The 19,919-nt window shown below is 41.4% G+C and carries 18 protein-coding genes; 1 reads left to right on the top strand and 17 read right to left on the bottom strand.

What is annotated here, in order from left to right:
• Positions 1-143: 143 nt before the first annotated feature.
• Positions 144-407, bottom strand: a complete 264-nt coding sequence (locus IEX12_RS21095; RefSeq protein ID WP_188725843.1) for a YciI family protein — start codon at positions 405-407, stop codon at positions 144-146.
• 81 nt (positions 408-488) lie between these two features.
• A complete protein-coding gene (locus IEX12_RS21090) occupies positions 489-1,001 on the bottom strand; it encodes a GNAT family N-acetyltransferase (RefSeq protein WP_188725842.1) in 513 nt (170 codons plus the stop codon).
• Positions 1,002-1,124: 123 nt separating this feature from the next.
• On the opposite strand from IEX12_RS21090, the gene IEX12_RS21085 reads away from it, so the two are divergent.
• Positions 1,125-1,601 (top strand): hypothetical protein, encoded by a 477-nt coding sequence (locus IEX12_RS21085; RefSeq protein ID WP_088049868.1) that lies wholly within the window; start codon positions 1,125-1,127, stop codon positions 1,599-1,601.
• Positions 1,602-1,903: 302 nt separating this feature from the next.
• Here IEX12_RS21085 and IEX12_RS21080 read toward each other — a convergent pair whose 3' ends face one another.
• From IEX12_RS21080 to IEX12_RS21010, 15 genes are all read right to left on the bottom strand, one after another.
• The gene (locus tag IEX12_RS21080; protein ID WP_188725841.1) at positions 1,904-3,847 is read right to left on the bottom strand and encodes a BglG family transcription antiterminator; all 1,944 of its coding nucleotides are present in this window, start codon (positions 3,845-3,847) and stop codon (positions 1,904-1,906) included.
• Between the two features lie 183 nt (positions 3,848-4,030).
• On the bottom strand, positions 4,031-5,419 hold the full coding sequence (gmuD, locus tag IEX12_RS21075) for a 6-phospho-beta-glucosidase GmuD (RefSeq protein WP_102415415.1): 1,389 nt from the start codon (positions 5,417-5,419) through the stop codon (positions 4,031-4,033).
• A gap of 35 nt (positions 5,420-5,454) precedes the next feature.
• On the bottom strand, positions 5,455-5,760 hold the full coding sequence (locus IEX12_RS21070) for a PTS lactose/cellobiose transporter subunit IIA (protein ID WP_088049865.1): 306 nt from the start codon (positions 5,758-5,760) through the stop codon (positions 5,455-5,457).
• A gap of 101 nt (positions 5,761-5,861) precedes the next feature.
• Positions 5,862-7,175: a PTS cellobiose transporter subunit IIC gene (gene celB / locus IEX12_RS21065; RefSeq protein ID WP_088049864.1), complete on the bottom strand. Its 1,314-nt coding sequence runs from the start codon at positions 7,173-7,175 to the stop codon at positions 5,862-5,864.
• Positions 7,176-7,196: 21 nt separating this feature from the next.
• Positions 7,197-7,505 carry a PTS sugar transporter subunit IIB gene (locus tag IEX12_RS21060; protein WP_088049863.1) on the bottom strand — a complete coding sequence of 103 codons (309 nt, stop codon included), beginning with the start codon at positions 7,503-7,505 and terminating at the stop codon, positions 7,197-7,199.
• Positions 7,506-7,731: 226 nt separating this feature from the next.
• Positions 7,732-8,646: a Gfo/Idh/MocA family protein gene (locus IEX12_RS21055; RefSeq protein ID WP_088049862.1), complete on the bottom strand. Its 915-nt coding sequence runs from the start codon at positions 8,644-8,646 to the stop codon at positions 7,732-7,734.
• Positions 8,647-9,375: 729 nt separating this feature from the next.
• On the bottom strand, positions 9,376-9,975 hold the full coding sequence (gene cysC / locus IEX12_RS21050; protein ID WP_155554967.1) for an adenylyl-sulfate kinase: 600 nt from the start codon (positions 9,973-9,975) through the stop codon (positions 9,376-9,378).
• A 10-nt stretch (positions 9,976-9,985) separates the two neighbouring features.
• Entirely contained in the window at positions 9,986-11,764 is a 1,779-nt protein-coding gene (locus tag IEX12_RS21045; protein ID WP_188725840.1) for an SLC13 family permease, read from the bottom strand.
• 17 nt (positions 11,765-11,781) lie between these two features.
• Complete coding sequence (gene sat, locus IEX12_RS21040; protein WP_188725839.1) at positions 11,782-12,960, bottom strand: sulfate adenylyltransferase; 1,179 nt, start codon at positions 12,958-12,960, stop codon at positions 11,782-11,784.
• Between the two features lie 44 nt (positions 12,961-13,004).
• Positions 13,005-13,820 (bottom strand): uroporphyrinogen-III synthase, encoded by an 816-nt coding sequence (locus IEX12_RS21035; protein ID WP_188725838.1) that lies wholly within the window; start codon positions 13,818-13,820, stop codon positions 13,005-13,007.
• Positions 13,801-14,445, bottom strand: a complete 645-nt coding sequence (locus tag IEX12_RS21030) for an NAD(P)-binding protein (RefSeq protein WP_188725837.1) — start codon at positions 14,443-14,445, stop codon at positions 13,801-13,803. The genes IEX12_RS21035 and IEX12_RS21030 overlap by 20 nt, the downstream gene beginning before the upstream one ends.
• Positions 14,446-14,476: 31 nt before the next feature.
• The gene (locus IEX12_RS21025; RefSeq protein WP_188725836.1) at positions 14,477-15,208 is read right to left on the bottom strand and encodes a sirohydrochlorin chelatase; all 732 of its coding nucleotides are present in this window, start codon (positions 15,206-15,208) and stop codon (positions 14,477-14,479) included.
• A gap of 14 nt (positions 15,209-15,222) precedes the next feature.
• On the bottom strand, positions 15,223-15,999 hold the full coding sequence (cobA, locus tag IEX12_RS21020; RefSeq protein ID WP_102416332.1) for a uroporphyrinogen-III C-methyltransferase: 777 nt from the start codon (positions 15,997-15,999) through the stop codon (positions 15,223-15,225).
• 64 nt (positions 16,000-16,063) lie between these two features.
• Complete coding sequence (cysI, locus tag IEX12_RS21015; protein ID WP_102415420.1) at positions 16,064-17,797, bottom strand: assimilatory sulfite reductase (NADPH) hemoprotein subunit; 1,734 nt, start codon at positions 17,795-17,797, stop codon at positions 16,064-16,066.
• 39 nt (positions 17,798-17,836) lie between these two features.
• Positions 17,837-19,672, bottom strand: a complete 1,836-nt coding sequence (locus IEX12_RS21010) for an assimilatory sulfite reductase (NADPH) flavoprotein subunit (RefSeq protein WP_188725835.1) — start codon at positions 19,670-19,672, stop codon at positions 17,837-17,839.
• Between the last annotated feature and the right edge of the window lie 247 nt (positions 19,673-19,919).

Genomic DNA, 19,919 nt, shown 5'->3' with positions numbered 1-19,919 from the left:
CCTTTGTCATTATACCAGAGGGGGATTTTTTTATCATACGTAAAGGTACTTCCACTTTTGTTCTCCCACGCATAGCGTGGGGCTTAATCTGGAGTTAAAACCGGATGCCATTGTAACAAGGTGGCATCCGGTTTTAACTTGCGCTAGTTTTGTGTCATTTCCCACTCATGAATTTCGTAACTACGTGCTCCCTTTACGACATAAGGATCCTGCTTCACAACCTTCTCCACTTCTGCGAGATTATCAGCCTTGTAAATCACTAAACCGCCCGTTCCATCAGCAAAGCGGCCTTTTGCAAAGATACGTCCCTCATCCTGCAATTTTTGAAGATAGTTCAAGTGATCTGGACGATACAGCGTACTTTTTTCTTCATCCAGCATCGGTGAAATAGCGGCAAAATATTTCATGTGAATCAATCCTTTCCATGATTATGTAAGATTAATTTGTTTCTCTCCTGCCTATTCTAATACTTTTTACTAGTATTCTCATTAATCATCTTGAACAGAGTAAACAAAGACAGCTTTCCCTAACAGAATAATTTCCTTTTCGATGGTCATGCCAATTTTCTTGGCGACTTGTTGGGATTTAATATTGCCAGTCTGAATCAGAGCAATAAATCGTTGTCTACCAAGCTGATGAATACCATAATTCCGGAGTGTTTTTGCTGCCTCGGTCGCATAACCATGTCCCCAGAAATCACGTACAATCCAGTAGCCTATTTCTATTTCTTCTTTCCCATCTACTGTTTGTGGAACAAGACCGGCATGCCCAATCCTCATGTTATCCTTTTTCCGAACAAGAACCTTTAATCCCAAATTAGCATCGGATTCGTATGTACGATAAATCCAGTTTAAAAATTGCTTTACTCCTTCACGATCCCTTGTCTGTCCATTTCCAATGTAGCGCATCATTTCCGGATCCTGCAATAAGGAGATCAAAAACATGAAATCATTATCACAATAAGGACGGAAGAAAAATCTTTCTGAATCAATGATATTCATACAAGGCATCCTTTCTTCATGCATATTTTTACATTTCTATTCCTTTTATTTCTATTGTACGTTATATTTATAGTCGGGTGAAGATGAAAAGGAGCATAAAGTATTTAATCAAGAGGCGATGAGATGAGCAAGTGGTTTTACTTTAATCTATTATTGTTAATAGCGGCGGTTTGGCAGGTTGTCAAAACCTTCTCTTTTCAGGGAATTCAATTACACATTACCATTGGATTTGCCGGTCTATTGTTCTTTCTCTTCAATTGGACCCGTCATGCGGTATATTCCACGATCCGTAATACTCCAGAAAGGAAAACAAAAATCAGGTTAGCTAATCTGTCAAAAAAAATTGTGCCGTATCATCGTTGGATTGGCACGACAGCACTCATAGCTATTGTCATTCATGCTATATTTGTGATCAATCGTTATGGTTTGCATCTCTATTGGCTGAAAATGACAGCAGGACTAGTTGCGGGTATTCTCTTAATTGGGATGGTTACAACTGGATGGCTGCGGTTATTTAAGCCGACAGTACGAAAACGGAAGCTTCATATATATATTGGTATAATATTGTTTTTTGTTATTTTTGCTCATGTACTGCTTTAACGACAGAAAAGCTCGTTAACTTAGTTCGATAATCATCCCAGTTTTCAATAGCTTTTATGATTAACTGTTTAACATCCTGCACCCAATTTGAATTTCTAATGCCGCCCCTAAAAGACGAGCGGATAGCAGCCTTTTTCCTGGTATAAAGGACTGCAGCATCTCCTTAACTTCTCCTTCAGAAAATGAATAATGCGGCTTCATTCTTTCCCAGTTCTTTTTTCATGAATTCTCCCCCATCTTCATTGGACCTTTGAGCTAATTTCTAAATAAAGTTGCATCCCAGTACAACCGTTTCGTTGAAATCAAATTGCCGATCCAACCAACACATTCATAAATTCGTCGAATGTTTTTGCCTTGATCAACTGGTGAACAACTGAACCATTATCAATTATTTTTCCTAATACATCATACATGGATTGCAAATCTTCCTGACTATTTTTCTTGACACTAAGTAAACAAACCAGCTGCACTGATTTATTATTCCAGTTGATTGGTTTTTTTAATGTGCATACAGCCAGAAAGGTATGGTTTGATTCAGGAGTAATGGGATGGGGAATGGCAACTAAGTTCCCAAATGAAGTTGGCGCAACCTTCTCACGTTCATAAATAGCGTCAAGGAATGGCGCCTCAACTAGCCCTTTGCTAAGCAATTGCAAATGTAAAAATTCCAATACTTCATCCATTGAGGAGAAATCTTCCCCTAAATACATCAGATCTTTTTTAAAAAATGAATGGATATCCCGTTTTTTATTTACAATAAATTGCTCTATTTTTGCCAGATCGTTATCCCCTACAATAGCATTAACCTCAATGATTGGAACTGGCAATTCCTCTGAAATTGGAATTGAACTAACAATAAAATCAATATTGTGCAAATGGTGTTGACTCAGGTTGTAAAATTCGGTTGTGCCAATAACGTCGAGACTCTTGCCAAAATGATTTTTTAATTTATAATAGATCAATCGTGCCGTTCCCAATCCTGAAGCACAAACAATCAGGCATTGTTTGGGGCCTGACTCCATCTTTTTCCTTTCTATGGCAGCACCGATATGCAATGCTATGTATCCTACCTCATTCTCGTTGATTTCCTTACCTGTTTTTCCTTCAATGGTCAGGCCGGCGATAACACCTGCTTCAAAAGCTAATGGATAATTTTTTTTAATGTCTGTTAGCATTGGATTTCTAATATTCATACCATATTTATACCGGTTTATGGCTGGTTTCAAATGCAGACATAGCCCCATTACCAGCTCCTGATCACCTTTCAGTTCAAGATTTAGCTTGGATTCAATTTTATCCAGCGCAGCCATTACAAGGTTTAAAATATCCTCATCCATGACATGTTCGACAAGTTTATCGCCGGTACTTGTTTGCGTAAGCATTTTTGTCCCGAGCAGGTGTATTGCTATATATGCGACCTCTGACTGCGGAAATATAACCCCAAATGCATCTTCCACTTCTCTAACCATTTTTTGGGCAACCCTATATTCCACCTGCTCCATAATTTCTTGCACTTCGGCTTTGATTAACGTAACATGATTGCCATTCTTTATCCGCTTATAGGCAATCGAAATATGGATAAATAGATTATTAATCGCTATATCGGATAATGTAATATGATTTGCTTTAATTTGTTTTAAAATAATATCATGAATTATTTCCAGGTTCTTTTTTGGCAAAAGTTGTAAATTTCCTTCTATCATATGATTTCTGCTTCTGTCGTTACGGTCAAATATATATTCTGCCATGCAGAAACGCAGTTTAAGTTCACTGCCCACTACTTTAACTCCGTAGTTGGGCCGTGATATTAATTTAATATCAAAATTACCCAGTATTTGTTTTACATGCTTTAAGTCATTTTGAATAGTCGATTTACTAATAAACATTTCATCTGCCAAATCATCCAGTTTTACATACGTTTCACATAATAATAAACGTTTGATCGTATAAAAAATCCGCTCCTCCGGTGATTCGGGAACAAAATCACCATCCGTCATATCTTCGCTAAAATTCGATTGTAAATATTTTCGAAAACCCTGATTATCCAATATCGTCAATTTATACCCTTTTCCCATGATAGATTCAATTTGAGCGCCATTATCAGCCAACAATAAATCAAGGCTTTTGATATCTTCCCTTATGGTCCGGGTTGTAACCTGATTTAAATTAGCTAGATAGGTACTTGTAATTGGTGTATGGGCAGTCATTAATTCACGTAAAATTGTCCGCATTCTGGAGTTCAACATATCGTTTTTCTCCTTAATATTATGACCTGTTTCATTTTTACTTTTTATTTCCATTACAGCAGTAACAAAGGTCTTTACTCAAAGACGTTCCAGTGGCCGTGACAAAGACCTTTGTTAGAAAACTAGCGTTTACCCAAAAAGGTTCTCGTCCCAAATAGAACCAGAACCTCGAGCTTATGCCAATTAAAACCCGTTATTCTGGGAAACTTCTTTTATCCAATGTGCACTTTTTTTCGGAGTCCTTTGCTTCGTCCTGAGATCAACCGAGAAGAATCCATACCGATTTTTATAGGCATTCATCCACGACCAGTTATCCATGAATGACCATAAATGATAGCCCTTCACATTACAGCCTTCTTCAATTGCTTTATGCAGCCACTTTAAATGCTCCCGGATAAAATCAATCCGGTAATCATCTTGAATCTCTTTATCCACAACAAATCGTTCTTCATCTTGGACACCCATTCCGTTTTCAGAAACAAAAGATTCAATGTTACCATAGTTTTCTTTTAAGTTTTGCATGATATCATAGATTCCTTTTTCATAGATTTCCCATCCACGATATTTGTTCATTTTTCTACCCGGCATTTCATAGTTATCAAAGAACCAATCGGGCATAAATGGGCTATATGGATTTGGCAAATACTCCTTTGCCTTTACCCGGCGCGGCTGATAATAGTTGACGCCGAGAATATCTGCCGTGTTAGCTTTTAGAAGTTCCCTGTCTCCCCTTTCAGTAACAGGTAATAGGCCATGCTCGTTTAAAATATCTATTAATTCTTGCGGATATTCGCCCAATACTGCTGGATCAAGAAAACTGCGGTTGAAAAATAAATCAGCAATTCGGGATGCTCTCAAATCAGCCGGATTTTGACTTCTTGGATAGGATGGCGTCAAGTTTAAAATGATGCCTATTTTTCCATCCGCAACATTGGATTCATGAAATGCTCGAACAGCCTTCGCATGTGCGATCATCGTATGATAAGCGACTTGGGCTGCTCGTCTGGCATCAACGACATTTGGATAATGAAAATCATATAGGTAACCACCCTCGACCGGAACAATTGGCTCATTAAATGTAAACCATTTTTTTACACGATCACCAAACAAACGAAATGCTTCTCGTGCATATTCTGTATAAGCATCGACCACCGCCCTGATTTCCCAGCCACCCTGATTTTGTAATTCCAATGGCATGTCAAAATGAAAAAGCGTCACGAATGGCTCAATATCATTTGTAATTAATTCATCAATGACATTATTGTAAAATGAAACAGCAGCTGGATTTAGTTCCCCACGTCCATCGGGAATTAAGCGAGCCCAGGAAATGGACATACGAAATGTATTATGACCAATATCTTTCATTAATTGAATATCTTCTTTATATCGATGATAGAAATCAGACGTCGTTTCAGGGCCAATATTTTCATAGAACCGATTTGGTTCCGTTTCGTACCAATGATCCCAAATATTTTTTCCCTTTCCATCTTCATTTGCTGCCCCTTCGATTTGTGTTGCAGAAGTTGCGCTTCCCCACCAGAAGTTTTCCGGAAACTTATATTGTAAAGCCATCAAAAATTCCTCCATCTCTTTTTGTTAAGAATACCCTACTTATTGCGATAAATTTCAATAATCTCAACAGCAAGGTCCCTTACCGTCATTGCTGTCATTAAATGATCTTGAGAATGAACCAATATTACGTTAACGGATGTTCCTTCCCCACTTGCTTCTTCCTGAAGAAACTTTGTCTGAAAGTCATGTGCTTTCCCAAGCTCCGTTCCCGCTTCTTCAATTAACTTTTCCGCCTTATCGAAATTGCCAGTCTTCGCTTCCTGGATAGCCTCCATTGCATTTGACTTTCCATTTCCGGCATATAAAATAATCTGAAAAGCGGTCTCTGTAATCGTATCCATGTGCACGTCACCTCTGAAGTCTATAAAATATTGAAAATGCAGCTGGCCCCAGAGGTTTAAACCGGAGCCAAATTAATTTAGTAATCAATGAAAATGGCTTACTATGCTTCTTTCCTTTTACTATCGGAATCATTTTTCTTATCGTTTTTCTCGCTTTCGTAGTAGCTTTTATCCAGTATTTTTAAGAATGGCCACCAAATGCCCATTACGACAACTAGATTAAATGCCTGTAGCACCGCACCTTGCCATGCATTACCGGTTGCCAAAAACCCGTTCAATATTACTGGTGTTGTCCAAGGCACAATAATTCCTGCCGGTCTCGGTACCATCCCTGTAGCCATTGAGAAATAAGTAATAATCGTAATAACAACCGGAGCTAATAACCACGGAATAAGAATTAACGGATTCATAATAATTGGCAAGCCGAAGATTATCGGCTCATTAACATTAAACAAACCGGAGGGGCCTCCCAATTTCCCCAATTCCTTCGTCTGCCTGCTTTTCCCTATGATAAAAATGAGTATGACGACTGCAAGTGTCATACCTGACCCGCCCATACCGACGAGAAATGAATCAACAAATTGTTTTGTAATAATATTTGGCAGCTCGGAACCTGCCTGGAATGCTTGGAGGTTTTCATCATTTAATGCATACCAGATTGGATCAAACACGGAGTTAATAATGATTTGTCCATGCAAACCGAAAAACCAGAATATTTGTATCAACAATACCGCAACGATAGTAGCAATTAGACCACTTCCCAATTCTGTTAACGGTTGCTGAATAATGGTGTAAATAAAGTTTTGTACAGTATCATATTTAGTATAGCTGAAAACAACGCGGATAACTAAGAATACAGTTAGTGTTAAGGTAATTGGAATCAAAGCACTAAATGATCTAGATACAGAGTCTGGAACACCAGCTGGCATCTTAATTGTCCAATTTTTATTTACAAAAAATCGATAAAGTTCAGCGGAAATAAATGCTGTAAATATCCCAAGAAACATTCCTTCTGCACCTAAGGTTGACGTTGGAATGACGCCGGAGACATCTTCCAATACCTGTGGTGTCAAAATCAAAAATGCTGCTATGGCAACAACGCCACCATAAATAGCATCCAACCCGTAATGCTGTGTTAGTTTATAACCAATTCCAACAATGACGAACAACCCCATAATACTTAACGTTGCAGCCGATGCCGGACCTAATGCATTTTGGTATGCTGCATAGGCATCCTCCGAAATAATTCGATCTAAAAATGGAAAGTTTGCGATGACCACAAAGATTGAACCAAAGATAATTAATGGTAATGCTACCATGAAGCCATCTCTTAGTGCCGTTAAATATCGGTTATTGTTTAATTTGTCGGCAATTGGCAACAGAAAATTTTCCAAAACCTCCATAAACTTGTTCATTACAATTCCCCCTTGTAATTTCTAATCCCCAATTAATTCCAGGGCTTTATCCAATACAGCTTCTCCATCAATCCGGCCGTATGCAATCGGATCAATAACATCCAATGAGATACCCGCTTGATCTGCAGCCTTGGCAAGCTTTTTCTTTAAAAACCGCATTTGTGGACCAATCAGCAAGACATCTGCTTTTTTCATATCTTCTAGTGCTTTGTCCTGTGCCACAGCCCATATTTCCGTTTCAATCCCTTTTGCCGCTGCTACCTCCTTCATTTTTGTAACTAGTAAACTTGTAGACATTCCTGATGAACAGGCCAATAAAATTCGTTTCATGTATAATTCCTCCTTTGATGTAAGTGGCTTGTAAATCTGATCTTATACCATTATTTTAAAGTACAAGCGCTTACAACTGAATACATTGTTTTTCCGGGAGGTGGGGGAAATGATTGAATAGATAATACATTTTCAAAAAAAAAGAGCCTGTTACCCGCACGTGTTCGCAGCAAGAAACAGCTCTAGACTTTTCCCAAATTATGAAAAGAAATAGTTTATGATGAGTCTATCGATTCAATAAGTTTTCCATAGCAATTTGCGACTTTAACCCTTCTTCCCCATCCACCACAGGTCGTACATCGTTATGAACACAATCAATAAAACTCCCAATCGCTCCCTCAAATCCTCGTAATTTTAAGATCGTTTCCCATGAGGATGGTTGTTTTACCACTCTCATGTCATTTTGTTCTACCTCCATCGTTTGCATGTTCTTAACCCTGATTGTTTTCTCCTCACAAAAAAGTTCCAATTGTTCCAAGTTTATCCCCGCATTGCGATGCATTGCTGTATGAAAAGCTACCTTGTGAGAAGTCTCATATGTATGTTGCGCGTATATGAGCTGATTCTTGTTATTAAGGTGTATATTGTTATACAGCACCTGCAGGTTTTCATCTGCTAGCCAACGAACCGTATCTATCAAATGAATATAGTCATCCAGCATAGTATAGCTATAGGAGTCGATACCGATCCCACTTATTCTGTGTTTTTCGAAACGTACCCAAGCTAAATCATTGCATTTCTCCTTTGCTTCGACATACATCGGTGCAAAACGTCGGTTAAATCCTACCATTAGCCTTCTACCGTTCTTTTCACTTAAATTCACTAGTTTTTCCGCTTCCGATACAGTTGCTGCCAGTGGCTTATCAACATAAACATCTTTCCCTTTGTTTAAAAGCTCCGACACAACATCATAGTGAGAAGCAGTTGAACTATGTACAAAAACGGCATCACAATGTTGCGTTAGAGCTGTTAAACTGGCAAACTCCTGAATACGGTATTGCTTGCAAATATGTTGCCTCTTCTTAACACTTGGTGAAAATGCTCCAGCAAATATCCAATCGGTTTCCTTTGTAAGAACAGGTAAATACGCCTTTTGGGCTATTCCACCCAATCCTATCATACCAATCCGTGGTTTTTTCATTGTCCATCTATCCACCTTTGAAAAATAGATCTAGAGAAATTTTAAACTCGTCCATCAGTTATAATGCATTCTTTTTATTTACAAATATCCATTCTTTCAGTGAACAACTATACCATTTATCCGTGATCTTGTTAAACTTTGACACACCACTAGAAAGGAGAACGAAGATTAGGCTTGCGAATCTATCCAAAAAAATTGTCCCGTATCATCGTTGGACCGGTACAATTGCGCTCCTTGTTATTATCGTTCACGCTATATTCGTGACCCATCGTTATGGATTGCATCTTCACTGGTCGAAAATGGCTGTAGGACTGATTGCAGGTTTTCTCTTAGTCGGGATGGTTACCACCGGATGGCTCCGTTTATTTCACCCGACAGTACGAAAGCGCAAGTTACACCTATATATAGGTATGACCTTATTTTTTCTCGTTTTTATTCATTTACTGCTTTAAGGAATGGCAAAACAGTGCTGCATTTAAAAAATGAAATGGAAAACAATCATTCAAAATTATTTTCCATTCCAATTCTTTTTATATACATGGTTGGACAAGCATCCTACCCCATTGTCTGAAGGAACTCCCCTGCTGAATTGCGCAAGACGACTCACTGTACATCTATAGCGTTTTTGCTTCAATCTACAGCGAATTTCAGGCAATCTACAGCGAGTCCGGCTCATTCTACAGCGATTATCCATCAATCTATAGCGCACCGCTCAAGTATACTGTACGGCTAGATATACCCATGTTCTTGGAGGTAGTTTTTAATGATTTGTGTTGATTGTTCTAGTGTTTGTTGTTCCGTGTCGATGATGATTTCTGGGTTTACGGGTGTTTCGTAAGGTGCATCGATTCCCGTAAACCCTTTGATTTCACCAGCACGGGCTTTTTGGTACAACCCTTTTGGATCGCGTGCTTCACATGCTTCCAGCCCGCATTTCACATACACTTCAATAAATTCCTTGTCATCAAGCAATGCGCGCACATTATCTCGATCCTCACGATACGGGGAAATAAAAGCTGTTAGGGTCACCAATCCTGCATCAACCATTAAATTTGCGACTTCTCCTATCCGACGAATATTTTCTGTACGATCTTCCGGACTAAAGCCTAAATTTTTATTCAGCCCGTGGCGCACATTATCCCCATCTAATCGATACGTGTGGACTCCCAATTCATGCAGCTGCTTCTCTAATGCAACCGATACAGTTGATTTTCCAGAACCAGATAATCCGGTAAACCAGATGACCGCACTTCGATGATTGTTGCGTTTTTGTCTTGCTTCCTTCGTCACTTCAGATCGATGCCAAACTAAGTTCGTTGAAGCACTCATCGTTGCCCTCCTAAAACCACCAATAGTAGACGATGGTAACGGTTATAGCCATTACAAGTAAACTAAGTGGTGTTCCAATTTTTATATAATCCGAAAATTTGTATCCACCTGGACCATAAACAATCATGTTTGTCTGATAGCCAATTGGCGTAATAAAGCTAGCCGATGCAGCAATCGTAATGGTAACAGCAAACCCCATCGGATCCAGATGTAAATTAGCCGCCGTCTCCAACCCAATTGGCAGCATCAATACCGCAGCAGCACTATTCGTAATCAGCTCGGTAAAGATATTGGTTAATAGATATATCAATAAAAGAATCGCAAATAATCCAAGCGGTTCCCCAACCGCTAATAATCCCCTGGCAATCCATTCTGCCAAGCCCGATTTCATGATGGCAATCCCGACACCAAAAGAACTGGCAATCAGGAGCAATACATGAAAATGGATATACCCTTTGGCTTCTCTCGCTGTAATCGTATTGGTTGCGAGCAGTAAAATGACAGCTACGGCCATGGCTTTAAACATACTCAACACACCAAATGTTACCAGGATAATCATCAGGAAAAAGATCCCGACCGGCAACCAGCCATTTCTTGCATTGCGCTTTAGTGATTCCGGCGTCCCTAATGACGTAAGGACATAGAAATCGTTTGATTGCTGATATTTTTCTACAAAACCCTTTCCAGCGAGTAAAAGCAAGGAATCCCCTGGTTTAAGATGAATGTCACCTACTTTTGATTGAATTCGCTCATTTTTACGGTGAACCGCGATAACGCCAGCATCATATTTGGAGCGAAACTGGTTTTGTTTAATCGACTTCGATAATAACGAAGATTGATGCGAAACCACTGCTTCGACAAGCTGGGTATTGCCATTTTTTAATTCGTCCAAATCCAATTTCGTACCCGTTCTCAAGGATAGTCCCTTCGTCATTTGTACTTCTGTCAGGGTCGACATTAATCCGGTAAAAATCAACCGGTCCCCCTCTTGGATAACTGTTGACGAACGGACAGGGGAGAGACGTTCCTCTCCGCGGATTATTTCAACCAAATATAGTCCCTTTAATTCCCTCAATCCAGCTTGCTCTATACTTTGATTAATGTGCGGAAACGTTTCTCCAACGATTACCTCCGCAATATATTCTTTGGCATCCTCCTTAATCGTTTGCTTGAACCCCTTATATTCCGGCAATAATTGATAACCAATTGTAAAGATATAGACCAAACCAACCACCGTGATCGGAATGCCGATAATCGCCAATTGAAACAAGGAATACCCTTCATAACCATAATCAAGCAACATGCCGTGCACAACCAGATTGGTAGAAGTCCCCATCAACGTTATCGTACCACCTAAAATCGTTACGTATGATAACGGAATTAAAAATTTGGATGGGGCGATGTCACGCTCTTCGCACCAATTTTTTATCAACGGAGCAAGCGTTACGACAATGGGGGTATTATTTAAAAAACCGGAAAGAATCGAGGTTGGTATGAAAAAACGTGCCATCGACTCTAATAAACTCTTACTTTTAGCCAGCCAAGATGTAATAAACCGTTCCATGATACCACTATTTTGTACTGCACCAGCTACTATAAACAAGAGCGCGATGGTCAGCATACCTTCATTGGAAAATCCATCTAGTGCTTCTTCAGGCGTTAAAATGCCGGTTACCAAAAAAATTGTAAGTACTGTAAAAACAATGATTTCTGGTCGGGATATTTCGGCTAATAATCCGATTAACATGGCTGTCACCATTACGAGAACAAATACCAATTCAAATGTCATGGAAGACATCCCTCTATTTAATTTTCTCTGAAACCATTTATTAACACTGCTGCTACCTCAGGACGGGAAAATTCTTTTGGCAAGGACTCTCCATTGCGAAGCTTTTCCCGGACCTTTGTACCGCTTAGATGAACATGAAACGACTGCTCATGCGGGCACGTTTTTTTGGTTGCCATATTCTCACATTTCGTGCAATAGAATGCATGTTCAAATTTGAATAATTGAATACCAAGCTCTGCCTCATATTGGGAAATTAATTCCTGCGCCTCGTAAGTACCATAATAGTTCCCAACTCCAGCGTGGTCACGCCCAATAATAAAGTGGGTGCAGCCGTAATTCTTTCGGACAATCGCATGCAGGATTGCTTCTCTTGGGCCTGCATAACGCATCGCTGCGGGATAAATCACCAACCTTGTTCGATCATGAGGATAATACTTCTTTAATATAACCTGATAGCTTTCCATCCGGATCTCGGCAGGTATATCATCGGACTTTGTCTCCCCGACCAATGGATTTAACAGCAATCCATCGACCGATTCCAATGCACTTTTCTGGATATATTCATGCGCACGATGGACCGGATTACGTGTTTGAAAGCCAACAATCGTTTTCCAGCCTAAGTCCGCAAACATCTTCCTTGTTTCCGCTGGATCAAAGTAAAAATCTGCAAATTGGTCATGCGGTGGACGGTGCAGCAGCTCAATAGAACCAGCGAGATAAACCTCTCCCTTTTCATAAATCTTTTTAACACCAGGGTGTGCCTCGTCTGTCGTGCCGTAAACAAGTCTCGCCTCCTTTTCTTTATCATAGGAATAGATTTCTTCTACATGAAGGACGCCATATTTGACTTTGTCTTCTCCTGCAAGTGCAAGCGTCTCCCCAATTACCAATGTACTCGCCTGTTCTTGACTCACTGGAAGCGTAATCGGAATGCTCCAAATGGTGCCATCTGCCAACCGCATTTCCTCAACGACCCTTAGGTAATCCTTCTGTCCCATGAACCCTGTTAATGGACTAAAGCCGCCAATCGCAATAAGCTCCAGATCCGATAGACTCCAAGCATTCAATGTCAGCGACTGCATCGTCTCTACATCATTCAAAAGTAATTCCCGTCTTGAACCAGAAGCTTCCCGTTGGATAAGCTCTCCGCCATGCGGGAGAATTGCTGCTGGTGTTGTTCCTTTTGTTAATGTCATACGACAAACCACCTTTCCTCATTATTAATCCAAAAACTATCCATTTACTTATCTGCGTCTTTGGTTTCATTTCTAGCAAAATAGCGTTCCAGTTCAACCATCATCGTGCCCATCTTCGGTTTACCAGGATAAAAAATACGCGAAACATGATGGTTTGCCAGTTCCTGTGCCGTTACATTCCCCACCGCAACAGCTAACACATCCTCAGGGAAAACGGCGTCTATGTTCTGCTTTGCCTGGAATAGATTCTGCACCTGGGTTTTACTTGTAAAAATAACGCTGTCAAGCGATCGTTCATTAATCCACTGCCATAGAAGATGGACTGTATTAACATCCGGTTGCTTATACTGGTAAGGTTTTGCCAGGTAAACCGAATACCCGTACGCTTCCAGTTGTACCTTTAGCTCCACATCATCCTGGTTATAGGCTTGTAAAAAGAGTCGCTTTCTATCGTCCAGATCCTGATCAGTTGGTAAAACAGTCAAAAGACCATTCATCGTGCCATCTGGGGATACATAGGTTGCGGTCAAGGAGTGCTTCTTCAGCCATTTCACCGTTTTACTACCACGAACCACCAATTTCGTATTCGCTAATTTTTGGATGAAACGCTCATGCTCGTTCAGATGAAGGGCTGCTTCCTCCAATGTTTCCATGCCAACTCCGGTTGTTAAGAGAGCCACATCAAATGGTGTCATCAGCAATTCCTTAACATTCTGGATACTTGTTTCGTTATTTAAAACTTGTTCACCTTGGATTGGAAAATAATAGGGTGTCCCTCCACACTGTTGGATCATTTTCGCAATGATATTTGCCTTACGAGAGGCTGCAATACCAATTTGTTTACCTTCCAAGCCGCTCATCATGTTCCTCTCCTTTTACCAGGCTTTCCAGCCAATTAATGATGGCCATTTGCTTTTGTTTGTTTTTAAAGCTTTCGTCCAGCAGTTCCCGAAGCAGAAGGGTCTGAGTCTGTTTCGTTAATAACGACCGTTTGATCAGCTGGCGACTTTCATATAAAAAGTCAACATAATCCCCATAGTTTCGGTCGTATGTCGTAGCCAGCCTGTTTCTTATTTTCGCTGCAAGCATGGGACTTGCCCCATTTGTAGCAATACTGATCGACAGCTTTCCTTGCTGTAAATGAGCTGGAAACTGGATATTCCCTTGTTCCGCATCTGCCGCAACGTTTACTAAGGAAGTTTCCGGCACCGCTTCGATGACTGTCTGATTTGTTGCAGGATCATTTGTTGCAACGATAATCAGGAAAGCGTCGGCAACATCATCTGCTTCAAAATGCCTCTGCTTCCAGTTTACGTACCCTTCTTCCCAAAGTGCGCGAATCCCTTCACCTATTTCCGGACTGATCACCGTCACGCATGCGCCACTTTCCAGCAAACATCGCATCCTTCGCTCAGCAACAAGTCCCCCTCCAACGATAACAACCCTTTTATTTACTAAATCAATCATGAACGGTGTAAGAGCCAATTTTTAACATCCTTTTTGCTACGAACTGTAATTATCGAACAGCTTCATAGACACGCTGTTCAAGTGCACGTTTCATAATTGGGTGATCCCCAAGTTGTCGGCACACGATTATATTCGTATCAATTTTGGCTTGTTCCTGTACTTTTTGCTGTATCGAATGCATCAGGACCCCTGTAAACCACAAGTATGGAACAATGAACAACTTAGAGCACCCTTCTTTTAGAGAAGCATCAAGCTGATGCTCAAAGGAAGGATTACAGGCAGCCAAAAAACAGCAATCCACCCGCCCACCAGATAAATTTTTTTGCAGCTTTGTCCTGACCGTCTCCATATCGGTTTTGGTTTGGGGATTACGGCTGCCCCGCCCAACGAGCAAAATTTTCGAACCTTGATCAACCGATGTGTTTGTTTCTGCGATTCGTTCCAGCAAAACGTGGATAAAGCGATCCTGTACGCCCAATGGCTGCCCATAGGTGAACGTGATAGAAGGGTATTTCTTCCTGGTCTGGGTTAGCTGTTCCGGAATATCCTTGTAGTAATGCCCCGCGCTTAACAGCAACACTGGTACGACCGCTATCTTGGACGCTCCTTGGTTTACCAGTTTTTCAATCCCCTGTTCCACATCTGGCTCTGCCAGTTCCAGGAAGCAAATTTCCTGAAGCGGAACATCCACTTGTTCTTTTACACCTGTTATGCACGTAACGGCTTCAGCAGTTGCTTCAGCCATCCTGCTTCCATGACTTATATAAAGAATTCCTTGCATGCACATTCCCCCAATCAACCGATAACAGCAGGCACTGGAAAATCTTTTTCCACTGACAGCTGTTCAAACCAATGCAGCTGTTCACGTAACCGGACAACCTCGCCAATAATAATCATGGCAGGATTTTTAACCGTACTAGCCTTTCCTACAATGTTAGCCAATGTTCCGGTTACCGTTTGTTGTTGTTCCGTTGTTCCACAGTGTACCAACGCAACTGGCGTATCCGCATTACGACCATATCGAATCAATTTCTCGCAAATAAGCGGAAGATTCTTCACTCCCATATATATACAAAGCGTATCCATTCCTTGTGCAAGATGCTGCCAATACTTTTCCGTTTGTTCGATACTTTTGTTTACGCCGGAAATAAACGTCACCGAGGAGCTATAATCCCGATGTGTCAACGGGATACCGGCATAAGCTGGTGCTGCCGATCCTGACGTGATACCTGGGACAATTTCAAAGGCAATTCCATTCGCACGTAAAAATGCTGCCTCTTCACCACCCCTTCCAAAAATAAACGGGTCTCCACCCTTTAATCGGCTGACAACCTTCCCCTCGCTCGTAAATTGATAAAGCAAGTCATTAATCGCTTCTTGGGTAAACGAATGCTGATTGGGCCCTTTTCCGCAATAAATCAAGTCTGCTTTTTCAGAAACATGTGCAAGCAATTCTGTATTGACTAGACGGTCATATAAAATAACATCTGATTGTTGGAGTACTTTGACTCCTTTTACCGTAATCAAATCAGGATCACCAGGACCTGCACCTACCAAATAAACCTTCCCCATCATTTCACCTCATTCTCCTTCTGCACCCACAAACGTATATCTTGTTCGTCTTTGGTCAACTGCTTCACACTTTGGATAGATTATCCTTATGAAAATCAAGTCCATTCCGCACCTCATTTACATAGCCGGCACGGATCGCATAATCACCAAAATGCTCCCCTTCCTGACGATTGTTGGCATAATCAGTCAGGATAAAACGCAGATTTTCCAAAATTTCCTTCTCTCCAATATTTTCTCGGTAAAGACTGTTCAAACGATCCCCAGTAAATCCACCGCCAAGATACATATTATATTTTCCTGGTGCTTTCCCAACAAAGGCGATCTCTGCAAGAGCTGGTCGTGAACAGCCGTTAGGGCAACCCGACATACGGATGACAATCTCTTCTTCACGTAATCCAACCTCATCCAAAATTGCTTCTATTTTCTCAATAAGAACGGGGAGATACCGTTCCGATTCAGCCATTGCTAAACCACATGTTGGAAGAGCAACACAAGCCATCGAATTCCGTTTTAGTGCCGAATGTTGTTTTCCTTCCGTCAAGCCGTACGCTTTTGCCAGGTCAGCAATTTCTTGCATCTTTTCCTCAGTTACGTTCGCAATAATCAAGTTCTGGTTTGGAGTAAGCCGGAAATCCCCAGTATGCACCTTGGCTATTTCTCTTAATCCAGTTTTCAGTGCATCATTCTCCGTATCCTTTACGCGGCCATTTTGCAGGAATAACGTTAGATGCCATTTGCCGTCGCCCTTTACCCACCCATAGCGATCGCCATTATGATCAAACTGATAAGCACGCGCTGTTTCCAGCTCCCAGCCCAGACGCTCCGTTAACTCCGCCTTAAACCAATCAAGTCCGCGTGCATCGATCGTATACTTGAAGCGAGCATTCTTTCGATTCGAACGGTTACCATAATCTCGTTGAATCGCCATCACACTCTCTGCTACCTCGATAACATTGTCTTTTGGACAAAAGCCAATCACCCGTGCAACCTGTGGATAAGTCTCTGGCTCACCATGGGTGCTCCCCATACCTCCGCCAACCGCTACATTAAACCCCTGCAGCTTTCCATCCTCCAATATCGCGATAAATCCAAGATCCTGTGAAAACACATCGATATCGTTGGAAGGGGGAACTGCTAAACCAATTTTAAATTTCCGCGGTAAGTAGAAGCGACCGTACAATGGTTCCGCTTCTTCTTCCTCCCGCGTGTCAACAACCTTTCTATCATCAAGCCAAATCTCATGATACGCTTTCGTTTTTGGGGATAGATGGGTGCTAAGTTGTTTTGCCAACCCGTAAACCTCTTCATGTACTGCTGATTGGTATGGGTTGGGATTGCACATTACATTCCGGTTTACATCACCACAAGCGGCTAAAGTATCCATCAGTACCTCATTTACTTCTTTGATCGTCTGCTTTAAATTCCACTTGAGGATTCCATGCATTTGAAACGATTGCCGTGTTGTAAGTTTTAGCGTTGCATCGCCGTATTTAGTCGCCAAATCGTCCATGACCAACCATTGTTCGGGAGTCGCAACACCCCCGGGTGCACGCACACGCAACATAAATTGGTAAGCCGGCTCCAGCTTTTTACGTCGCCGTTCATCGCGGATGTCCCGATCATCCTGCTGGTAGCTTCCATGAAATTTTAACAGCTTTGTATCATCATCCGAAATGGCTCCGGTGATCCGATCTTCTAATCCCTGTTGAATTGTACCCCGCAAATAGTTGCTTTCATCTTTAATTCGCTCCAGATCACTTGGTGGTCCATCCTGTTTCAACACGTCATGCTTTGCCATCATCAAGCTCCTTTCCATTTATCATCCTTTTTAGGAACGCTAATAGACATCCCGCTGGTATCGCTTTTGCCTTCGCATATCCTTCAAATACTGTTCCGCATCCTCATGACGTATACCGCCCTCTTTTTCCATGATGGTTATCAATGTTTGATGTACATCTTTAGCCATTCGCTTTTCATCACCACAGACATAAACGTATGCCCCCTCTTGAAGCCATTGATAAAGATCTTGACTATTCTCCAGCATTAGATGCTGCACATATACCTTTTTCTCGAAATCACGGGAAAATGCTACATCCATTCTGGTCAGAATGCCTTCCTTCAACCAATTTTGCCATTCCACCTGATATAGGAAGTCGCTGGAAAAATGCTGATCCCCAAAGAATAACCACGTTTTCCCTTTTATATCCAACTCTTCCCGTTCTTCCATAAAGGCCCGATAAGGTGCAACTCCAGTACCTGGCCCAATCATAATGACAGGAATCTCCGGATCGCGAGGAAGCTTAAAATTTGGATTGCGTTGAATATAAATCGGTAATAGATTGCCAGGTTCCGCCCGTTCTGCTGACTGACCGGAGCATACACCGAGGCGTTCACGACCGTGGGCTTTATAGCGAACGGTTCCAATCGTTAAGTGCACCTCATCGGGGTTCGCTTTATGACTGCTTGTGATCGAATAAAGCCGAGGCGGAATCTTTCTGAGAATCTGGACAAATTCATCTGGTGTCAATTCACGCGTTGGCGGAAAATCCTTGATCAAATCGAGCAGATCCCTGCCAGTGATATAATCTTTTAACGCTTCTTTTTGCACTGGTGCGACAAGCTCTACTAACTTATCATTCGCGAAGATCTCTGCCGCCTTGTTCATTAATGGTTTTGTCAGACAGGTAATCTCCAAGTTTGTGTGCAACGCATCAAATATGGAACGCATGTCACCTTTTTTGTTGACCGGAACGGCTTCTTCCGGATCCCATTTCATCTCACTAATCAGTTGACTTACCAGGTTTGGATCGTTTTCCGGGATAATCCCTAAACTATCGCCAGGTTCAAAGGAAAGGTTGGATCCCGCAAGCGATAATTCCAGATGACGTGTTTCCTTATTGGAGCCGCGACCATTAAGATTAAGATTTTCCAAGATCTCTGCTTTAAACGGATTGGTTCTGGAATAGGCTGGTAGATCAAGTTCTTGCGCATGAATCCCCGCTTGTTGGTTAAGCTGGTTATCCGGTTGCGAAACAGCTTCTTTCGCCTCGGATATTTTTTCTACTACACCATTGATCCATTCTTCCGCAGGTTCATCGAAATCGACATCACAATCGATCCGAGGATAAAGTCTTTCTCCCCCCAATTCTTCCAATCGTTTATCAAAATCCTTGCCGGTTTGACAGAAAAACTCATACGACTGGTCTCCCAGGGAAAGCACAGAAAATCGCAAATCCTTCAGTTTCGGGGCCCGCCTGCTATGCAAATATTCATAAAAGGAAATGGCATTATCTGGTGGATCTCCTTCCCCATGCGTAGCTGTTACAATCAGCAAATCCTGAACATCCTTTATTTTTTTCACTTTAAAATCATCTAACGCTGAACAGGTTGCCTTAAAGCCCTGTTCTTTAATCTTTTTGGTTAGCTCTTCCGCCAACGTCTGCCCATTACTGGTCTCGGATCCAAATAGGATTGTTACTTCCCTTAAAACAGGTTGAGCGGCATTTGTTGAGACTGCTTCCTGATTCGGCACAACTGTTCCTGCTTGTGCTTGGAAAGCCGCCAAGTATCCACTGAGCCAGGCCTTTTGTGTCTCTGTCAAGGATGGAAGAAGACGTTGCAATGTATCGATTTGTTCTTGACTAAACGGACTATTATTTACTTGTAATTCCAAAAGGTATCCACCTCACAAAGAAAATTTTGATCATTGTATTCCAGCATGCATCACGTTCATGAATCTACTCTTTTCGATTACCGTCACCCCTTTCGCCAGCAGATACCCCCCGAGTCCGTTGTTGCTCCCCAGGCATTCGTTTTTTTTCATAAGATAAGAAACCAACATGGCTCCGCATTCGCGCAGCCACCATCTATGATGAAAAAGAATTTCTAGCCTGGATAGGAGGTATATCACATTCATTTAT

The organism is Lentibacillus populi (assembly GCA_014642895.1).
Lineage (GTDB): Bacteria > Bacillota > Bacilli > Bacillales > Amphibacillaceae > Lentibacillus_C > Lentibacillus_C populi.
This window is presented reverse-complemented; position numbering and strand designations above follow the sequence as displayed.